This is a genomic window from Vibrio profundi, from assembly GCF_043642225.1.
Taxonomy (GTDB): Bacteria; Pseudomonadota; Gammaproteobacteria; order Enterobacterales; family Vibrionaceae; genus Vibrio; species Vibrio profundi_A.
Map to the genome: position 1 here is coordinate 310,485 of NZ_JBHZSF010000003.1, position 19,294 is coordinate 329,778.

The window sequence follows — 19,294 nt, forward strand, 5'->3', positions numbered from 1 at the left end:
GAGATGACGATTCAACAGAAAGATGCTTTGTGGTGGAAAGCGGCAACCATCTATCAAATTTACCCGAAAAGCTTTTGTGACAGTGGGGCGCAAGGCTCTGGTGATCTAAAGGGGATTATCTCGAAATTGGATTACCTGAAAGATTTAGGCGTCGATGCGATTTGGCTGACCCCTGTTTATGAATCACCAATGATTGATAATGGTTACGATATCTCCAACTATTACGCAATTAACCCTGAATTTGGCACTATGGCTGATTTCGACTTATTGCTAGCAGAGGCGCATCAGCGTGGTATTCGCATTGTGATGGATATTGTGGTTAACCACACGTCTACAGCGCATGAGTGGTTCCAGTCTGCACTTGGAGATAAAGCTAGCCCATACCGCGATTACTATATCTGGAAAGATCCGGTTGATGGACAGGCTCCAACGAATTGGCAATCAAAATTCGGTGGCAATGCATGGGAGCTTGATGAGGCGACAGGTCAGTACTATTTACACCTTTTTGCTAAAGAGCAAGCCGATCTGAACTGGGAAAACCCGAAGGTTCGCGGCGAAGTGAAAGAGATCATTAGCTACTGGGCGGAAAAAGGCGTCGATGGATTCCGCTTAGATGTGATTAACCTGATCTCTAAGCAGCAAGACTTTTTAAACGATGACATTGGTGATGGGCGTCGTTATTACACTGATGGCCCACGTGTCCACGAGTATTTGAAAGAGATCAGTGAAGCGGTATTCCAGAAGTATGGCAGCGTGACCGTTGGAGAAATGTCTTCAACGACATTAGAACATTGCCAACAGTATTCGAACGTAGATAACAGTGAGTTATCTATGGTATTCAATTTTCATCACCTAAAAGTCGATTACACCGATGGTGAGAAATGGACAAAAGCTCCGTTTGATTTCTTACAACTTAAATCGATTTTTAACCACTGGCAAACGGGTCTAAACGGTAAGGGATGGGGAGCGCTATTCTGGTGTAACCACGATCAGCCTAGAATTGTGAGTCGTTTGGGTAATGATCAGCAATACCGTGTGGAATCGGCGAAAATGTTAGCGGCTTCTGTGCATATGATGCAAGGCACACCTTATGTGTATCAAGGTGAAGAAATTGGTATGACAAACCCTGGTTACACCAGAATTGAACAGTACCAAGATGTCGAAAGCACCAACATGTATCAACTGATGGTGAATGAGCAAGGGCTTGAACACGAAGACATGATGGAGATCTTGGCTCAGAAATCTCGAGATAATTCGCGCACACCGATGCAATGGAATGATCAATTGAATGCCGGGTTCTCAAAAGGTAAACCTTGGCTAGATGTGGCAGAAAATTATACTGAAATCAATGCAGAGCAGGCTGTTCAAGATGAAGACTCGGTTTTCAACTTTTATAAGCGGCTGATTGAGTTAAGAAAGGAAGTGGCTGTGATTACCGATGGTGATTACACAGATTTGCTACCTGAACACAGTTCGATATTTGCCTACTCTCGAAAAAATGCCAGTCAAACTTTGTTGTGCATTAATAACTACTATGCAGAAGACACAGAGTGCGTTTTACCTGAATGTTATGAGATGGCGAAAGCGAAGACTTTACTGTCTAACTATCAAGGTTCATCCGCTATAGCGGCGTCGAGTCATCAGGTACTACGTCCTTACGAGACTCGCATTCTTTTAATTGAAGAGTAGTTGAATCTAAAATTTTGATTGCGCCTAATCTCTATCACCCTCGAGAGTTTAGGCTTAACTAAAGGCTTTGGAGTGCTCCCCAAAGCCTTTTTCCGTGTAGCTCGCTCGAACTAAGCACTTTCAATCGAGGCCAATATCGCGACGGTTTCCTCAATGGTTGTTTGTTCGACCGACATCAACTCCACTTGTTCGATTAAGCCGATACTCGGGTTGAACCAGCGTTCTGCTGAGGTTGCAAACTCCGTAGAGTCCATTTCCGCACAGTTGAGGTAGTAGGTATTCTTCTCTGTTAAATTGGCGGCCTCAATAGATTTACCTGAGATCTTGAAGCTTTTACGTACGCCTGTTTCTGCGATTTCTTGTTGCCATGTTACTAGGCAAGAAGCGTCAGCAGGTAGAGCTTGCACCCATTCATTCTCTTCAAAATCACTCAACATGTTTGCGACCGCAGTCCCATCTAAAGTGACTTGTAATGAAACGGTTTCTTCACTGATATCAATGGTTGGATTGCTCGCTTTTACGTCAGCCCCTGTTAAGCGGAATAGTGGGCTGCTGTACATCATCCTTGTAATGAGTCGACTATCTATGAAGTAAGCTTCAGTAATTTCGTGCAACCCACGATCGGGGCCAGCAAAATAGATCGCGCCATCTTCATGCTCCCCCTCACTATCGACGGAGGTTTCCTTAGCCGCATAAAACTCAGTAATGCCATAATTGATAAGATCATTGACCACTTTGGTCAGGGCTTCGTTTCCACTTTCTTCTTCAAGCTCGGCAATAATCAACTCACCGCTTAACGGCATAAAACTCAGCCTCATATCACCTTCTAATTGAGCATCGGTAGTAAACGAGTAATTTAGAATCGTGTTGGGCTTGGGTGCAAATTCAGAGTTTTTAATTGGGTAATCAACTTGCTTATTTGAGCCTTTATGGCTCTTCGATGAACCGGAAGAAGAGCTATCTCCGCCGCCACATCCATAAAGAGCAAAAAGAGAGAGGGTAAGCAGCGTCATCGTTTTTTTCATGTATAGCGTTCCTAATGTTGATGGCCTGGATGACCAGATGTTTTTAGGAATGCTATTGTTGCTAGGGTAAATAGGGCAAAAAATGAAGACACATAAGATCTTAATTTATATTTAAGTTGTTGTTTTTATTTGGATGGAAGACTTTTTTTTGTGAGTTGATTGTCGATAGCTGTGCAGTAGTTAAGCATTAAATTCTCCCACTGTTTAATGATCCGTGGTTCTTTGATACTTAATTTTAAGTTTTTCCAGGGCTGGAGGCAGGTCGATTTTGACTCCGGCTTTGATAGCCTTGCAAACAATTCTTCGGAAGGTACGACTCTCAATAAAGCGACCAAAGATTCCATGTAGTTGAGGCGGAACTTATCCATGTCTCCCTGTTGGTAAGCGATATGGGAAACCATCATATAAACCAGTGCATTCTCGATACTGGTGTTGCCTGCAGGGTTAGTGAGGAAGTCTTTCGCAGTAGGAAGATCTCTTACCTTGAAGTGAATAATCCCTAGCCAGAGCTTAAGTTCATTTGGAATGAGCTTAAAACGTGTTTGAACTAAGTTTGTGAAGTTAACCAGACGTTGGTGGTTGGTCTCGAAAAGTGCCAGTTGTCGTGCCAGCAGAGTGGATGTCATCACGTTGAGCTTCGTCTTTTCAAGATTGATGGCTTCACCGTTAAGCAAATGGTTGAGTTCCGCGCTATTGGTCGACCAGATAGGTGACAGCGGTGCAGGCAGAGTAAAATAATTGGCTAGCTCATGGTTGATTTCCATCAGACTATCGCTGATGTTGTCTATATCGATAGAGTAAACCCCACGAAACGCGAGCTTTCCAGAGGTTGGATAAATTAGGCTTATTTTAGCGACAAGGTGATTGTCGATTTCCTGATCTTTCAATTGAACGTTAAGAAGATAGTCACTGGTACGCATGTTCTTGGCACCGGGGAAAAAAGGAGAATTGTCGATAGGGTCTAGGAAGTAGCTCGGGGCATCTTGGTTAGCCAGATCGGTATAAGCATATTCGATTTGCTGCTGAAGCAGCAGTGCTTTTATGACCTTTCGATGCATCCTTGCATTTTCACCAATAGCGTCGATCCTATTCAGTAATAACTCGACTTTAGGTATTAATCTTTGCTCACGTTCAAGTTCAAAAGCCTGATTCGTCGATTGCCAAAACAGGAAACCGAATACAGTGGTGCTGATCATCAAGCCAACAGTAACCAGCAAGAGCAAAAGGTTGAATGAAGAAGGGAGTCTGTTTACTGAAGTTGGCTCTGGGGTCTCAGGTGCTTGTTTCGCGGATTCTTCTATCAAATTGATAGAGTTTGGATTGAGGAAATATCCCTTACGCGGATAGGTCACCAGGATTTTAGTGGCGTCGCTGTCCGGTAGGTGTTTTTGAATGATAGAACGCAGTGTGCTGATCCTGTTGGTGAGCACGTTCTTTGAAATGAAATTGCTTTGCCAAACTGATGCGATGATGTGCTCTGCAGATAGCGGTTCTCCCACGCTTGTTAGAAACAACTCAAGCAGTTCAGTAGAACGAGGCTCTAAATCGATAACTTGTTCGTTATAGCTTAATACGCGTGTCGTTGGATTAAACGCTAGGCCTTCAATATCAATGGAGGTTTGATTGCTTTTAGCACTTGAGAGGTAATCTTGCATAAGAAAGGCGATGGTTTCTAAAACCTAAATTCTAGCTGCTTTTATTAATAAAAACAGCCAGTAATTTATTACTCAGTTTATATTACGAAGAGTAATTCACTGAGTAGCGAGTCGGTTTATGATTCATCGCTAGAACAACGTTAAGTGCAACAGTGCCTAGAATGGATACTGCAATAATCCATGGCGTGACGAAGAAGAATGACGCAAATAAAATGCAGCAGTCTATCGCCATTTGAGTTTTTCCAACTGAAATGCCATAGCGGTCTTGAATAAACAGACACAGCACATTAAAGCCGCCTAAGCTCGAGCGGTGTCTAAATAGAATCAACATGCCTAATCCCATTAGTAACCCGCCAGCAATCGCACAGTAAATTTCACTGATGCTGTCTAGTGAAATAACTAGGTATAAATGATCAGCGAATACAGACACTAAAGCACCTGAAATAGCGCTGTTGATTGCAAATCGACGTCCAAAGCGTTTCCATGCCAATAAATAGAAAGGACAATTGGCAATAAAATAGAGAACACCAAAAGATAAAGGTGTGAATTGGCTGAATAAGAGCGCCAAACCTGTGGTACCGCCAGTCAGCAAGTTGGCTGACTGTAAAAAGAAGACACCTTGAGCGACTAGGAAGGTACCAGTCAAAATAGCCATCCAATCTTCTTTACGTGAGTGTTTTTCCATCAATATCATAATTAACTAGCCAATAATGGCGAGCATAGTAGAGAAAAGTTAATGTTTTCGGTAGCTAGAGAGGTAAAATTAGGGTAAATGTATGTAATCTGCGTTTTACAGGGTGTAAAGCGTAAAATTGACAGTAAGGAATACCGTCAATGCGACCAGTCGCACAACCATGATAAACCTTACTAGTCATTATGAAAAAACTGCATGAGAAAATTGCAATTAGCTCTTTATGACCTAGATCAAATTATGTAGAATGCGTCACATTAGAACGGTGACGAAAACGTTTGCTTTCGGTCGTTGTGTGGTTTTTTTGAAACTTTCAGTACAATCTGAGTCAGGAGATACAGATGCTTAAGCGTGACATGAACATTGCTGATTACGATGCGGATCTATTCGCAGCTATCCAAGAAGAAACTCTTCGCCAGGAAGAGCACATCGAACTTATCGCTTCAGAAAACTACACTAGCCCACGTGTAATGGAAGCTCAAGGTTCTCAGCTTACTAACAAATATGCTGAAGGTTACCCAGGTAAGCGTTACTACGGTGGTTGTGAGTACGTAGACAAAGTAGAAACTCTAGCAATTGAACGTGCATGTGAATTGTTTGGTGCTGAATACGCAAACGTACAGCCTCACTCAGGTTCTCAAGCGAACAACGCTGTATACATGGCGCTACTGAACGCTGGTGACACTGTTCTAGGTATGAGCCTAGCGCACGGTGGTCACTTGACTCACGGTTCACCAGTAAACTTCTCTGGTAAACTGTACAACATCATTCCTTACGGCATCGACGAGAACGGTCAAATCGATTACGAAGAGATGGAAGCACTAGCAGTAGAACATAAGCCTAAGATGATCATCGGTGGTTTCTCTGCTTACTCTCAAGTTTGTGATTGGGCGCGCATGCGTGAAATCGCTGACAAAGTAGGTGCTTACTTCTTCGTTGATATGGCGCACGTTGCTGGTCTAATCGCTGCTGGCGTATACCCTAACCCAGTTCCACACGCTCACGTTGTTACAACAACGACGCACAAAACGCTAGCAGGCCCTCGTGGTGGTCTAATCCTTTCTTGTGAAGGTGAAGATCTATACAAGAAGCTGAACTCAGCTGTATTCCCAGGTGGCCAAGGTGGACCTCTAATGCACGTTATCGCAGGTAAAGCAGTAGCGTTCAAAGAAGCACTAGAGCCTGAGTTTAAAGAATACCAAGCTCGCGTGGTTGCTAACGCAAAAGCAATGGTTGCTGAATTCCTAGCTCGCGGTTACAACATCGTTTCAGGTTCTACTGAGAATCACCTGTTCCTAGTTGACCTAATCGACAAAGACATCACAGGTAAAGAAGCAGATGCAGCACTAGGTGCAGCGAACATCACTGTAAATAAGAACTCAGTACCTAACGATCCACGTAGCCCATTCGTTACTTCTGGTATCCGTGTTGGTTCTCCTTCTATCACTCGTCGTGGTTTCTCTGAAGCTGACGCGAAAGAACTTGCTGGCTGGATGTGTGACATCCTAGATAACATGGGCGATGAGTCTGTTATCGAAGCAACTAAAGCAAAAGTATTAGAGATCTGTAAGCGTCTACCGGTTTACGCTTAATTTTTTCTTCGTAGAGTGGACGAATTTCTGTGTCGCACATACTCATTTGCTAGCGCAAACTCCGTGTGAGCTCCTTGAACTTCGCTCATCTACTTCGAAAAAGAGTTTAAAGGTCCCTTTGGGGGCCTTTTTTGCATTTGAAGGTTACTGGTTTTTTCATAATAATGGGATAGAGTCAGCTATCGTTAGGGGGCAGTGAGCTAGGGAGAGAAGCAAAAAGGCCAACAGAAGTTGACCTTTAAATACTGAATTCAAGTGCTACGGCTTACTGCTTATTTATCTAAACTGTTTAGCTTCCGGTAGGAACTCGAAGCCTGCAGAAGCGAGTTTTGCGATGAGTGTGTCTTTGTCGATATCATAAAAGTTTACAACGCGATCTAAATCCCCACCAAAGTCATCACGCAACTTCATATTGACTATGCTCATGAGCATCACAGGATCCATTTTCTCAAAGTTAGCCAGGTTCATTGTTAGTCCTCAAAGTCAGAAATGAGCAGGTTTGCAGCTGCAAATGCAGCGCGCTCGCGAGTTTCTTGAGGAAGTGTTTCATCTGCCGCGATGTCATTGAAGGCTTTTACTGCGCAAGTAATTGCTTGAGGAATGTAGCCTTGGTCGCCACTGCCAATTTGTGAATAGAGTTCACGAACTAGGTCGCAACAGTCGTATACTTTCATGGTTTAACCCTAACTAAATGATAACTGCTCTCAATATACACATTGAGAAAAACAAAGACAAAGCCGTTCTGTTTAATTACAGAGTTTGTTTGTCTTTGCTCAATAAGTTTGACGATTTATAAAGGCTAGCTGGTGACTTGTTGTTCTAGACGCAGTATCACTTCTTCTTCCAACCCGAGTTGGTTAGCCAGCTCTTTTAGGTAAGCTTTTTCCATGAAGTTCTGCTCGTCGGCCACAATCAAAGAGGCTAAGTAGATCTCACTAGCTTGTTGAGGTGATGTGGCGAGCTGAGCTATTTCACTTGGATCGAGTGGCTTATGCAGTTCTTCAGAGACTAATTTGGTTAGCCGATAATCCGCGCCCATGCTTTCAACGGCTTGCTCAATCTTAGCCATTTCTTGTTCATCGACATGCCCGTCGGCTTTGGAAGCGGCGATCATCGAGCGAAGAATGAGTAGATTATGATTAGAATCTTGCTCATCAAACGTTGCTTGGGGAGAAGAATCTGGTGTGCCTTGTTTGGCTTGGTAATCGTTATACACCTTGTAGGCCAGTGCACCAAGCGCTGCGGCTCCTCCGATACCTGCTACTTTCTTACCCATCTTTTTAGTCTTTTTCGACCCCATTAGCATTCCAAGAACGCCTCCGCCAACCGCTCCCGCACCAAGAGCCCCAAGTTTACCTTTGTCTTTGGTTAGCCCTCCTAAGCTTGAAGAGCCTTGGGCTAGCTTTTGACTGCCTTGTTTAACGATGTTTGATTTGAGTGCTTGGTTGAGTAAACTTTTTATGTCCATGGTTCACCTCCGATGGAAAGCCAGTTTATAGAGTGAGTAAACTCAATATACGACTAAGTATATGAACTGAAGATTAACTGACATTTATTTACGTAATGGTTTGATAAATGGCCTATTGCAGCTACAAAAAAGGCTACCTAATGGCAGCCTTTATTACGTTTAATTGGTAACGTTGACTAAGTGATGATTACTTAGCAAATTGACTCGTTACGTGTTCAACGATTGAATCGATAGCGATAGCTTCTTTCGTACCTTCGCGACGGTTCTTGTACTCGAAGTTGCCTTCTTTCATTGAGCGGTCACCGATCACGATAGTGTGAGGGATACCAATTAGCTCGATGTCAGAGAACATTACGCCTGGACGTTCTTTACGGTCATCGAATAGTACTTCGATACCCATAGCTGTTAGTTGAGCGTATAGCTTCTCAGCCGCTTCTTTAACTTCTTCAGACTTGTGCATGTTCATAGGAACGATAGCCACTTGGAAAGGTGCTAGTGCGTCTGGCCAGATGATGCCGTATTTGTCGTGGTTCTGTTCGATTGCAGAAGCAACAACACGTGATACACCGATACCGTAACAACCCATCTCTAGGATAACGTTCTTACCGTCTGGACCAAGCACGCCACAGTTCATCGCTTGTGAGTAAACGTTACCTAGTTGGAAGATGTGACCAACTTCGATACCACGTTTAAGCTGAAGTGTACCTTGACCACATGGGCTTAGGTCGCCTTCGATTACATTACGTAGGTCTTCTACTTGAGCAAGCTCAACGTCACGACCCCAGTTAATACCGAAGTAGTGTTTGCCGTCGATGTTTGCACCAGCGCCGAAGTCGCTCATTACAGCAACAGAGCGGTCAACGATGAATGGTAGTTCAAGGCCTACAGGGCCTAGTGAGCCAGGACCTGCGCCAACCAGTGCACGAATCTCTTCTTCAGATGCCATCTCTAGTGGAGAAGCAACTTGTGGAAGGTTTTCTGCTTTCACTTCGTTTAGCTCGTGATCACCACGGATGATTAGAGCAATGATGTCTGCATCTACTTCATCAGAAGCTTTAACAAATAGAGTCTTAACGGTTTTCTCAATCGCTAGGCCGTGTTGCTCTACTAACTCAGCGATAGTTTTCGCGTTTGGCGTATCAACCAGTTCCATCTCTTGAGTTGGTGCAGCTGCTTCTTCTGTAGGAGCAAGTGCTTCTGCTTTTTCGATGTTTGCCGCGTAGTCAGATTCTGTAGAGAATGCGATTAGGTCTTCACCACTTTCTGCTAGTACGTGGAACTCTTGAGAGCCACTACCACCGATAGCGCCAGAGTCAGCAAGTACTGGACGGTACTCAAGACCCATGCGGTCGAACGCTTTACAGTAAGCATCGTGCATTGCTTGGTAAGACTTTTCTAAGCCTTCTTTGTCGATATCGAAGCTGTACGCATCCATCATTAAGAATTCACGTGAACGCATTACGCCGAAACGTGGGCGGCGCTCATCACGGAACTTAGTTTGAATTTGGTACAGGTTCAGTGGCAGCTGTTTGTAAGAGTTTACTTCGTTACGAACGAGGCTAGTTACCACTTCTTCAGCTGTTGGGCTAAGAACAAACGGACGTGAATGACGGTCAGTAAAGCGAAGTAGCTCTGGGCCCATTTTTTCGCTGCGACCAGTCTCTTCCCATAGCTCAAACGGCTGCACTACGGGCATTAAAGTCTCAACTGCACCTGCATTATCGATCTCTTGGCGAACGATGTTTTCGACTTTACGCAGCACACGCAGACCGGTAGGTAGCCAAGTGTATAAACCTGAAGCTAGCTTACGGATCATACCTGCACGTAGCATCAGCTGGTGGCTGATAACTTCTGCGTCGTTTGGAGTCTCTTTCAGAGTAGAAAGAAGATAGTTACTGGTACGCATTCTATGGTATCCGTTTCATCATAAATAAAAGAAAATTTGCGGCCGCAAATGACGACGGCAAATCTGATATAGCCGCTTATAATATCAGCCTATTTAAGATCTCAAAAGCGTTCAATGTCAGTAACATTGATGAATAATGCTTCAACGACAAATTTCACGTTCAGATCGAACAAATTTACTGCATATTCTTTGTGGTCAGGCTTGCCTTTTTTGTAGGCAGGGCGAGGATCTTGTGCCAACACTTCTTTGATCACTTGAATGATAACTCGAGCATTTGGGTGAGAGTTCAGTTTGCTGATAGCAAGTTCACTAAAGTTAACTTCAAGTGTTTCTGGTTTTTCATCAGCAAATCCACCAAGTGCATTTGGAATGGAATCTGAATACGGGATATACGGTTTTATATCGATAACAGGAGTGCCGTCTACCAAGTCCGCACTTCCTAGCTCTAGCCAAACTTGGTTGCCTTTTCGTGTGACACCTTTCAATTCTACCGCAGACATTCCAATCGCATTCGGTCTAAAGGTTGCCCGAGAAGCGAATACACCAATGCGCTCGTTTCCGCCAAGGCGAGGAGGGCGTACTGTCGGTTTCCATCCTGCTTCGATGTTTTGATCGAAGAGGAATAGTAGCCACAAGTGACTGAATTGCTCGATTCCGCGTACTGCTTCTGGAGAATTGCAGTTGCCTAACAACTGAATGCGAGAGCTGGCGGTTGGCGTAAGTCTTGGTTGCCTTGGTACGGCAAATTTTTCTTTAAAGGGGCTTTGAATATGTCCGATTGGTTCAATTGAATGCATTAGAAAAGGTGCTGTTTAACGAAAGTGGCTCAAAGGTAGCACATTTTAGCTCTTTACTTTTAAGTGATAATGGTTATCATTTGTTATGTTATAACATTTCATTGGAATATTGAGGACATTATGAAAGATGGAATTCACCCAGAATATCGCCCTGTTGTGTTTCATGACACAAGTGTCGACGAGTACTTTGTTGTTGGATCAACACTCAAGACAGATAGAACGATTGAATGGAAAGACGGAAAAATGTACCCATATTGCACGTTAGAGGTTTCTTCTGAATCTCACCCTTTCTATACGGGTAAGCAACGTGTGATTCAGACTGAAGGGCGTGTCGCCAACTTCAATCGTCGTTTTGGTCAATTAGGTAAGGGAGCGAAATAGAATGAAAGTTGTGAAATCACTTAAAAGTGCGAAAAGCCGCCATCCTGATTGCCAGATAGTAAAGCGCAGAGGTCGTCATTATGTTATCTGCAAAACCAACCCTAGATTCAAAGCGGTTCAGAAATAGTCAGTCAAATTGATGTGACGCGAGTGTAAAAACGAGGGGAAAGTCAAACTTCATTCATTTGTCTGTTTTTCTTTTCCTTCGAGAAGAACCTGACAGAATATTGCGTATTAACTTAGAGTATGTCGTGTTTTATTTTCAAGTGAATCAATGGTTTATACCATCAGCTATATTTGTAGTGAATGTGTATTTATGAATTATAAATCTAGATTTTGTATTTAATGTAGATTTATTTGCTAATTAATTGTTTAAATATAGTTAAAAATAGTCATCTATTACACATTTTGTAACATTTTGAATTTCTAATTGATAATTTTGTCGCGTACCCTTCGCCTGCAATTTGAACATTTTTGTCACAATTGCATAGGAATCACTACAAGGAGGGAACTGATGAGTTCATCAGCTTCAATAAAAAACAACTCGCCAAAGAAACCTATTTTTACCCGTTTTCTCGATGGTGTTGAATATTTGGGGAATCTATTACCCCATCCAATCACTCTTTTCGCAATCTTCTGTGTCGCTATTCTAGTTACTTCAGGTATCGCTGGATATTTTGAAGTGTCTGTTATGGACCCTCGGCCAGAAGGTGCTCCAGGTCGTTCTGCTGACGGAATGATCTATGTTGTAAGCTTACTGAATGCTGAAGGCTTACAACTCATCGTAACTAATCTAGTTAAAAACTTTGTTGGCTTTGCGCCATTAGGTACCGTGCTGGTTGCAATGCTAGGTGTAGCGATTGCTGAGCACTCAGGTCTATTATCTGCGGCGATGCGTGGCATGGTAATGGGCGCATCTAAGCGTATGGTTACGGTAACCGTAGTTTTTGCCGGTATTATCTCTAACACGGCTTCAGAGCTTGGTTATGTAGTACTTATCCCGCTTGCAGCAATGCTTTTCCACTCTTTGGGTCGTCACCCATTAGCGGGTCTAGCGGCAGCATTTGCTGGTGTATCTGGTGGTTACTCTGCAAACCTTCTGATCGGTACGGTTGATCCACTGCTTTCTGGTATTACAGAAACAGCAGCACAAATGATCGACCCGACTTACAGCGTCGGTCCTGAATCAAACTGGTACTTCATGTTTGTTTCGACTTTCTTCATTGCGATTGCAGGTGCATTTGTAACTGAGAAGATTGTTGAGCCAAAACTGGGTAAATACAACGATGAAGAAGCGTCTGAAGACCTATCAAATGATTCGATGGGCAAACTAACCGACGTTGAGAAGAAAGGCCTTAAGCTTGCGGGTATCGCAGTGCTAGCGGTTTCAGCGCTTCTTGCTTGGACGATTGTTCCAGCTGACGGCGTTCTACGTTCAGCCGCAGGTACGGTTTCAGGTTCTCCATTCCTGAAAAGTATCGTAGCGTTCATCTTCGTATTCTTCGCGGTTCCTGGTTTTGTTTACGGTAAAGTTACCGGCACAATGAAAACAGACCGTGATGTGATCGAAGCAATGTCTAAGTCGATGTCTTCAATGGGCATGTACATCGTACTTGTGTTCTTTGCTGCTCAGTTTGTCGCTTTCTTCAAGTGGACTAACTTCGGTCAAGTATTCGCAGTTGCAGGTGCTACTTTTCTACAAGATATCGGCCTAACGGGTCCAATGTTGTTCTTCGCATTCATCCTAATGTGTGGCTTCATTAACCTGATGATCGGTTCAGCTTCTGCTCAGTGGGCAGTAACAGCGCCTATCTTCGTTCCAATGCTAATGCTAGTAGGTTACGCGCCTGAAACGATTCAAGCGGCTTACCGTATCGGTGACTCAACAACAAACATCATTACTCCAATGATGAGCTACTTCGGTCTTATCCTTGCTGTAGCAACGCGTTACATGAAGAACCTAGGTATTGGTACTCTGATCGCAACCATGCTTCCATACTCGATCGTATTCATCGTTGGTTGGAGCTTAATGTTCTACGTTTGGGTATTCGTATTTGGCCTACCAGTAGGTCCGGGCGCTGCAACGTACTACACGCCTTAGTGAGCAGTGATAAGTGAATATTTGATTCGCTATCAACTGAATAAACTATGAGATACCAAAGAGCCTGCATTGATGTAGGCTCTTTTTATTGGAGCCTACAATTTATTGCAGCCTACAAACTTACAACCCCGCAAAACGATAGGTCACACCTAATTCAAATGACCAACCTAAATCTCGCTGGATCAAGTCGCTGTTACTGTCGTGATGTATTAAGTCGGCTCGTGCGATACCAATCCAAGTGGGTGTGAACTCATAGAGTCCGATTAACCCGGCTTGATAGACTAAGGTTGACCCAGAATCAAACTGACTCAACCCTGAGGAAGAAGCCTCCGAGTTAGAAATACCGTAAAGATGATTTGAGAGCTTTTTATCTCGATAGTCGATTTCTATGTAAGGCGTGATAGTGAGTGGCTGTGTCCACGTTTCTAACGTTCTGCCTAAGTGGAGCTGAACTTCATAGCCATTATGTTCTGAAGTCACATCGTGTAAATAGGTGAGGCGTGCGCCTGCCGTACCTAAGGTTATCCCTAACTCTCCATTGCCATCTCTGTCTTGAATACCATTAGGCAGATCAACGAAGGTATCTGACACTTCAGCAAAGCGCCAGTTTCCTGATAGCCCCACATAAGGTAGCAGTTGCCAATTGGCTAGGCTGCCATCAATAAAGCCTTTCGGACCTGAATAGAAGAGGTTGGGTGTTGCACCGAATTGAGGGGAACTTTTAGTGGAGAAAACACTTTCACCATAGGTGATGCTGCCTCCAATGATTCCGTATTCTTCATTGGCAAAGCCTTCATCAGCAAAAGAAGGTTGAGTGGTGCAAAAAAGAATGGATAGCGATAGGGCGATTCGACGAATCATAATCAATACTCCGTTATTGTAATAAATATCAAGAACGGAGTATGTCGATTAAAATTTCACTGAGCTTGTTGTTACCTAAAAGAGACTTTCTCAGATCTCTCTGGAGAAAAGGGGAAGGTTAACGCTTTGCTAACAGGCGATCGAGGTGGTTAGCGAACTCTCGACGATCGGTTTGAGAAAGCGTGCTTGGGCCACCAGTCTGGATGCCACTTGAGCGCATCGTTTCCATAAAGTCACGTATGTTGAGGCGCGCTTTGATGGTCTCTTTCGTGTAAAGCTCTCCACGAGAACTCAGTGCTAGTGCACCTTTAGTAATGACTTCGTCAGCCAGAGGAATATCTGAAGTAATCACGAGGTCGCCTTTCTCGGTGCGTTTTACTATTTCGTTGTCGGCGATATCAAATCCACTCGGGACTTGAATCGAGTGAATGTTGACACGTTTTGGTACTGGCACAACGTGGTTGGCGATGAAGGTGCATACGACACCCGTTCGCTCGGCGGCGCGTACGATGGTTTCTCGGATAACCTTGGGACAAGCGTCTGCATCAACCCATATTTTCATTATGATTTAGTCTCGTTTAATTTTGCTTCTAGCATGTTCACTCTAGCGCTGAGCGCTTCAATTTGTTGTTCTAGCTGAGTGATTTTATCTGGTGACTCTTGAGTATTATCCGCCACTTCAATTTTTGGCACTTTATTGGCATTTTTCCAACTACGGATGGCAGCAATAAGAGCGGGCATAGGAACTGGTGTCCCCATACGAGATTTTACCAAAGCAACGGTGGGTTCTTTCCCTTGAGATTGAAGAGACTTCATCACAGATTCTAGTTCTTCTGAAACGTCTTTAGTGAGCATATGTGCCTCCTTTTCCTTAATATCAACATAGTACTCGCTCTGATAATGATTAGCGAATATCTAAAGTGGAAAACACTTGTGCGAGATCTCTTACAAAGCCTGTAGGATAAAGCGAAATTGATGGTGAGAAATTATTTTAACTTTCTGTAAGTTATTGATTTTTAAAAGTTGTTGTTTTTGTGGTGTTTTGTTGGAGATAAAATGTGACGGCAATCTATTGTCCGAAATCGTATTTCGCGTAAATTAAACCTTGTCGGAAGGATTCTGACACGGAACAGGAAAGCACCAAGGATTTGGTTATCTTCAGGATGAAGATTTGATTGCTTAGGATGAGTAGTCAAGCAAGGAGCGAAAGGACATTGTAGGGATACAACAGTTAATAGGATGTTAGCTGCAACGGAATGACAATGGACACCTTTAGGATAAAGGTTTGGAACAACATCAGGATGATGTAAAGGACACCGCTCACGGAACAAGTGATGTGCGCTAACTAGGATTGTTAGCTTTCAGGATGATTGGACACCGCTAGGACGGCGAAGTAAAGGAAAGAGCTGAAGGACTACAGCCACTATTATGGATGATGCATGGAGCATTAATTAGTAGCCGGACTGCTGCGAGTAAGACTATAGCCCTGACACTTCGGTGTCGGGGCTTTTCTTTTTCTGCTCCCCCTCACGCGCAACACAAGGAATGTGATATGACGATTGCGACTTCAAGAACACTTTTGGTCCCCTATACCGAGCAACTAGAGCATGATTTCATTGTACTCAATTGCTGCGGTGTGAACCGAGCCGAAATGAACGGCCCTCATACTTTAAAAACGGCCAAGCGGTTATTTGCGGAAATTTTAGGCCGTGAAAAGCACTTCGCGCGCGCTGTTATTGATAATAGCACTCGGGAGTACATTGGACATTTGGCGATTACGCAATGTGACGGTGAGAATGAATTGGTATTTCTCATTGATAAAGCCTGTTGGAGTAAAGGGATTGCCACAGAAGTGCTTAGACCATTTTTTAGCATGGCGTGCTTTGAGCTAAATATAGGCCATGTCATCGCGACAGTGAACGTGGATCACCAAGCTTCTATTCGTTTATTAGAAAAATTGGGCTTTACTCTGCAGGCAACAAAAAAGGACGCATACGGTCCTTATTATCTTTATCAATTTAATGACGGGAAAATGTCTACATCCTATGAGGTTGTAGCTCAAAGTGCATAGGCCTAAAGCCGACCATGATTAACTCCCCTTTATAGCAATCGTCACCTAAAGAAGAAAATTCAAATTGGTAGACGGTATGCCACTTCCAGACGTGCGTGAGTTCGTAGCGCATTTTAAATTTATGGCCACTAAATGCCACGCTCAGAAGTTGCAAATCGAGTTGTTTGCACTTTCTCGCTACGGCGGCTTTAGCTAATTCGGATTGCCGACGCTGCTGCCAGAAAATAAAACAGCAGAAGCACAGCAATAAAATAGCCAGTAAATCTCCAATCATCCTCTGTGCCTCCTTGAGTTATGGTTCGTCTATGATTTGGTTGCTTGTTGCAACTTGACTAGTGCGTTAGCTAGCTCTTCTGATGGTCTAGAGTTGAGTAGCGGCAAGAACACCATTCTTAGCGTCGGGATCATAACGAGATCGGCAAACAGTTGATTGAATAATGTTTGGTTCCCCGTTTGAGCGAGTCTTAATAGAAACTGTTCTGCAATGACTGGGTCTTGCAGTGACTGCCAGCTTCTACCGGCTAATCCTATTAGTACCTCTTGATGGCTCAGTCGTGGGCTAGCAAGAATCGCTTTAATAACCGATGCACTTACACTCTCTGGAGCACCAGAAAGTGTGCGAACTAAGGCTGAAAGCAGGAAGAGATCGGGTTCTGAACTCGAAGTTTCATTTTCAGCAAGCTCTTGAATTCGTTGTGCTAGCTTCTCTGGAAGTGGAGTATGCTCTAATGCTCCTAGAGTCGCGTATAAGGGTTCACTTGGCAGCTTCTTCAGGGCTTTGCGAATCGCGACACCATTTTGATTGTGTTCGAGGCGGGCACACATGTCGGTAATGCCTTGAAGGCCAACGGTCTGCCAGTTATCCCAACCTAAATCTCCAGTAAAGTAATGTTGTGCATGTTCGTAATACTGGCTAGTTGGCAGATCTAATGCTGCGCGAACTTGGCTGTGAAACACTGCCATTTTGTCTTCAGAAGGTTTGAAAGTATACGGGTTGTTAGACAGCTTTTGTTGCTGCTCTTCACTCATTTCACCATTTAGGCGGGTGCCCATCGCTTCAATGACAAACTTCAAAAAGTTGCCCACCTCTGCTTGTAGCAATAGCCCTCGTTCATCGAGTTTAAATTTGAGGAACCAGATCCACGGCTGTTTCTCTTCATTCCAGTATGAAATTGCTAGGTGAGCCTGCCTTTGTAGTGGGAAAGGGTAAGGCTGTTTGCCTTGTTCTACATTGGCGAATAGGTCGTTATCGATCTTTTGGATACGACGGCCTAAATCGTAGATGTCGTATTGGCAGCCACTGTTTTTAAGCAATTGAGTAAGGGTATGAATAGTGTCCATGAGTATTAAGGTCCTAACTTTCTTTCCTCAATAGATGGTACTCTATGCCACAATTTCAAGGTCACTAGATAAATAACTTGGTGAAAAATGACAGCAGCCGCAAAGTTACCCCAATTATTGAGTTTGTTAGAGAAGCACTTACAAGCTGAGAACCTATGGGAACAAACTTCTCCACCGCAAGAAGCGTTAGCAAGTACCCAACCTTTTGCGATTGATACGTTGCAACCAGAGCAATGGTTGCAGTGGATATTTATTTCAAAAATTGAATCTATGCTGAAGCTGCATCAACCTTTGCCACAAGGTTTCTCAATTCATCCTTATTTCAGTGAAGTCTGGAAAGGGCAGCCGGAGAAGGCTGCGATCTTAGAGGTGATTCAATGCATTGATGAGGCGTGTGCGTAATGCTAGAGATTATTTTTCAAGACGAATACTTTGTAGCGGTAAACAAACCTGCGGGAATGTTGGTTCATCGTTCTTGGTTGGATAAACACGAAACACAATTTGTAATGCAAACATTACGTGATCAAATTGGTCAGCATGTCTTTCCATTACATCGTTTAGATAGACCAACGTCTGGCGTGCTCGTGTTTGCTTTATCAAGTGAAGTCGCGTCTGAGGTGATGCCGATGTTTGCGAATCACGAAATGCAGAAAACCTACCATGCAATCGTTCGAGGTTGGATTGAAGAAGGGGATACGCTGGATTATGCGCTTAAGGTCGAGCTAGACAAAATTGCCGACAAGTTTGCAAAAGAAGACAAAGAAGCTCAAGAGGCGGTCACCGTTTATGAGCCGTTGGCAAAAGTGGAAGTCCCGTATTCTACAGGCCGTTTTCCTACGAGTCGTTACTGTTTAGTTGAAATGTTACCGAAGACAGGGCGTAAGCACCAATTGCGCCGTCACATGGCGCATTTGAGGCATCCGATCGTGGGCGATACTTCTCATGGAGATGGGAAACATAACCGATTGTTCCGAGAAAACTTGGACTCTCACCGCTTGTTGTTGCATGCGTCTGAATTGAAGTTTACGCATCCGTTTACCAAACAAGAAGTGGTGATGAAAGCAAGCCTAGATGACACTTGGATTCATTTATTTGAAGAGTTTGAATGGGACCGAAAATTGGTCGGTGTCTAAAGAATAGAAAAGGGACGATGATTGACATTGTCCCTTTTTTGAATGCGATATCTTATTTAAGCTTTTCTAGGTCGGCTTCAATTTCGGCAATTTTGCTCGATACCACTTTTTCTAGGTGACGTAAGTCTGTGAGTATTTTCTGTTTCACGTCGACTTCTGCGAGTTTTGCAGGCTTGGTGATTTTGTTCAGCTCATCAATAACTAACGTGAGATTACGATTTATTTCAGTAACTTCTTTATATTGGTGGCTTCCGCTATCCACTAGAACGTTTTTGATTTGGCGCGGGTATTTGAATTTGACGCTTTTAGCGAAGAGTTCGCCTTTTTGCTTGTGGAAGTAAATCTTAAGAATGTCTTTATGAGCTTCTTGACGAAGGGAGTAACGTTCAATCTGTTTAGGTTCATGGATACCTAAACCAGTGAGGTTTGGATACATAGGCTACCTCTAGTTCTGTGTGTGATACATCAATGTTATAGATAGTGACAGAAACAATGTAGCAGCCTAATGATGAGCTAGATAGTTGATATGCTAGAAAAGAGGCTAAGTTGTGGGCAAGATCGCTCATTTGTGAACTGCCCACAC

At 43.6% G+C, this 19,294-nt stretch carries 22 protein-coding genes; 8 read left to right on the forward strand and 14 right to left on the reverse strand.

All coding sequences use genetic code 11. The features are described from left to right. The first annotated feature begins 3 nt into the window (after positions 1-3). A complete protein-coding gene (gene treC / locus ACHUFI_RS07980) occupies positions 4-1,689 on the forward strand; it encodes an alpha,alpha-phosphotrehalase (RefSeq protein ID WP_394247946.1) in 1,686 nt (561 codons plus the stop codon). Positions 1,690-1,799: 110 nt separating this feature from the next. Here treC and ACHUFI_RS07985 read toward each other — a convergent pair whose 3' ends face one another. From ACHUFI_RS07985 to ACHUFI_RS07995, 3 genes are all read right to left on the reverse strand, one after another. Further along, entirely contained in the window at positions 1,800-2,714 is a 915-nt protein-coding gene (locus tag ACHUFI_RS07985) for a hypothetical protein (protein ID WP_394247948.1), read from the reverse strand. Positions 2,715-2,839: 125 nt separating this feature from the next. Next, a complete protein-coding gene (locus tag ACHUFI_RS07990; protein WP_394247950.1) occupies positions 2,840-4,369 on the reverse strand; it encodes a winged helix-turn-helix domain-containing protein in 1,530 nt (509 codons plus the stop codon). Positions 4,370-4,451: 82 nt separating this feature from the next. Continuing rightward, on the reverse strand, positions 4,452-5,054 hold the full coding sequence (locus ACHUFI_RS07995; RefSeq protein WP_394247952.1) for a YitT family protein: 603 nt from the start codon (positions 5,052-5,054) through the stop codon (positions 4,452-4,454). Between the two features lie 347 nt (positions 5,055-5,401). On the opposite strand from ACHUFI_RS07995, the gene glyA reads away from it, so the two are divergent. Beyond that, complete coding sequence (glyA, locus tag ACHUFI_RS08000; protein ID WP_394247954.1) at positions 5,402-6,652, forward strand: serine hydroxymethyltransferase; 1,251 nt, start codon at positions 5,402-5,404, stop codon at positions 6,650-6,652. A 276-nt stretch (positions 6,653-6,928) separates the two neighbouring features. On the opposite strand, the gene ACHUFI_RS08005 is transcribed toward glyA, so the two are convergent. The 5 genes from ACHUFI_RS08005 to tsaA all read right to left on the reverse strand — a co-directional run bounded on the left by ACHUFI_RS08005 (position 6,929) and on the right by tsaA (position 10,823). Further along, complete coding sequence (locus tag ACHUFI_RS08005; protein WP_394247955.1) at positions 6,929-7,120, reverse strand: DUF4250 domain-containing protein; 192 nt, start codon at positions 7,118-7,120, stop codon at positions 6,929-6,931. 2 nt (positions 7,121-7,122) lie between these two features. After that, a complete protein-coding gene (locus ACHUFI_RS08010; RefSeq protein WP_394247957.1) occupies positions 7,123-7,326 on the reverse strand; it encodes a YaeP family protein in 204 nt (67 codons plus the stop codon). A 125-nt stretch (positions 7,327-7,451) separates the two neighbouring features. Next, complete coding sequence (locus tag ACHUFI_RS08015) at positions 7,452-8,120, reverse strand: tellurite resistance TerB family protein (RefSeq protein WP_394247959.1); 669 nt, start codon at positions 8,118-8,120, stop codon at positions 7,452-7,454. A gap of 187 nt (positions 8,121-8,307) precedes the next feature. After that, complete coding sequence (locus ACHUFI_RS08020) at positions 8,308-10,026, reverse strand: proline--tRNA ligase (RefSeq protein ID WP_394247961.1); 1,719 nt, start codon at positions 10,024-10,026, stop codon at positions 8,308-8,310. 101 nt (positions 10,027-10,127) lie between these two features. Beyond that, positions 10,128-10,823, reverse strand: coding sequence for a tRNA (N6-threonylcarbamoyladenosine(37)-N6)-methyltransferase TrmO (tsaA, locus tag ACHUFI_RS08025; RefSeq protein ID WP_394247963.1), 696 nt, complete (start codon positions 10,821-10,823; stop codon positions 10,128-10,130). Positions 10,824-10,943: 120 nt separating this feature from the next. Between tsaA and ACHUFI_RS08030 the strand changes: the two genes are divergently transcribed. From ACHUFI_RS08030 to ACHUFI_RS08040, 3 genes are all read left to right on the forward strand, one after another. Further along, complete coding sequence (locus ACHUFI_RS08030) at positions 10,944-11,204, forward strand: type B 50S ribosomal protein L31 (RefSeq protein ID WP_394247965.1); 261 nt, start codon at positions 10,944-10,946, stop codon at positions 11,202-11,204. A 1-nt stretch (position 11,205) separates the two neighbouring features. Then, positions 11,206-11,331: a type B 50S ribosomal protein L36 gene (gene ykgO / locus ACHUFI_RS08035; protein WP_004734365.1), complete on the forward strand. Its 126-nt coding sequence runs from the start codon at positions 11,206-11,208 to the stop codon at positions 11,329-11,331. A 387-nt stretch (positions 11,332-11,718) separates the two neighbouring features. After that, positions 11,719-13,305 (forward strand): AbgT family transporter, encoded by a 1,587-nt coding sequence (locus ACHUFI_RS08040; RefSeq protein WP_394247968.1) that lies wholly within the window; start codon positions 11,719-11,721, stop codon positions 13,303-13,305. 120 nt (positions 13,306-13,425) lie between these two features. Here ACHUFI_RS08040 and ACHUFI_RS08045 read toward each other — a convergent pair whose 3' ends face one another. The 3 genes from ACHUFI_RS08045 to ACHUFI_RS08055 all read right to left on the reverse strand — a co-directional run bounded on the left by ACHUFI_RS08045 (position 13,426) and on the right by ACHUFI_RS08055 (position 15,021). Then, entirely contained in the window at positions 13,426-14,166 is a 741-nt protein-coding gene (locus ACHUFI_RS08045) for a MipA/OmpV family protein (RefSeq protein ID WP_394247970.1), read from the reverse strand. Between the two features lie 118 nt (positions 14,167-14,284). Continuing rightward, positions 14,285-14,728 carry a YaiI/YqxD family protein gene (locus ACHUFI_RS08050; protein ID WP_394247972.1) on the reverse strand — a complete coding sequence of 148 codons (444 nt, stop codon included), beginning with the start codon at positions 14,726-14,728 and terminating at the stop codon, positions 14,285-14,287. After that, positions 14,728-15,021, reverse strand: a complete 294-nt coding sequence (locus ACHUFI_RS08055) for a hypothetical protein (protein WP_394247974.1) — start codon at positions 15,019-15,021, stop codon at positions 14,728-14,730. The genes ACHUFI_RS08050 and ACHUFI_RS08055 overlap by 1 nt, the downstream gene beginning before the upstream one ends. A gap of 697 nt (positions 15,022-15,718) precedes the next feature. Here ACHUFI_RS08055 and ACHUFI_RS08060 point away from each other — a divergent pair. Continuing rightward, the gene (locus tag ACHUFI_RS08060) at positions 15,719-16,237 is read left to right on the forward strand and encodes a GNAT family N-acetyltransferase (protein ID WP_394247976.1); all 519 of its coding nucleotides are present in this window, start codon (positions 15,719-15,721) and stop codon (positions 16,235-16,237) included. Here the strand turns inward: ACHUFI_RS08060 and ACHUFI_RS08065 are convergent. Both ACHUFI_RS08065 and ACHUFI_RS08070 read right to left on the reverse strand, forming a co-directional pair. Then, positions 16,203-16,511 carry a DUF3301 domain-containing protein gene (locus ACHUFI_RS08065; RefSeq protein WP_394247978.1) on the reverse strand — a complete coding sequence of 103 codons (309 nt, stop codon included), beginning with the start codon at positions 16,509-16,511 and terminating at the stop codon, positions 16,203-16,205. The genes ACHUFI_RS08060 and ACHUFI_RS08065 overlap by 35 nt on opposite strands. Positions 16,512-16,540: 29 nt before the next feature. After that, on the reverse strand, positions 16,541-17,578 hold the full coding sequence (locus ACHUFI_RS08070; RefSeq protein ID WP_394247980.1) for a DUF3549 family protein: 1,038 nt from the start codon (positions 17,576-17,578) through the stop codon (positions 16,541-16,543). A gap of 87 nt (positions 17,579-17,665) precedes the next feature. Between ACHUFI_RS08070 and ACHUFI_RS08075 the strand changes: the two genes are divergently transcribed. Both ACHUFI_RS08075 and truC read left to right on the forward strand, forming a co-directional pair. Then, on the forward strand, positions 17,666-17,980 hold the full coding sequence (locus ACHUFI_RS08075; protein WP_394247982.1) for a YqcC family protein: 315 nt from the start codon (positions 17,666-17,668) through the stop codon (positions 17,978-17,980). After that, on the forward strand, positions 17,971-18,711 hold the full coding sequence (gene truC, locus ACHUFI_RS08080) for a tRNA pseudouridine(65) synthase TruC (protein WP_394247984.1): 741 nt from the start codon (positions 17,971-17,973) through the stop codon (positions 18,709-18,711). Before ACHUFI_RS08075 ends, truC begins: the two co-directional genes overlap by 10 nt. Before the next feature lie 52 nt (positions 18,712-18,763). On the opposite strand, the gene ACHUFI_RS08085 is transcribed toward truC, so the two are convergent. After that, a complete protein-coding gene (locus tag ACHUFI_RS08085) occupies positions 18,764-19,147 on the reverse strand; it encodes a DUF3461 family protein (RefSeq protein ID WP_394247986.1) in 384 nt (127 codons plus the stop codon). Between the last annotated feature and the right edge of the window lie 147 nt (positions 19,148-19,294).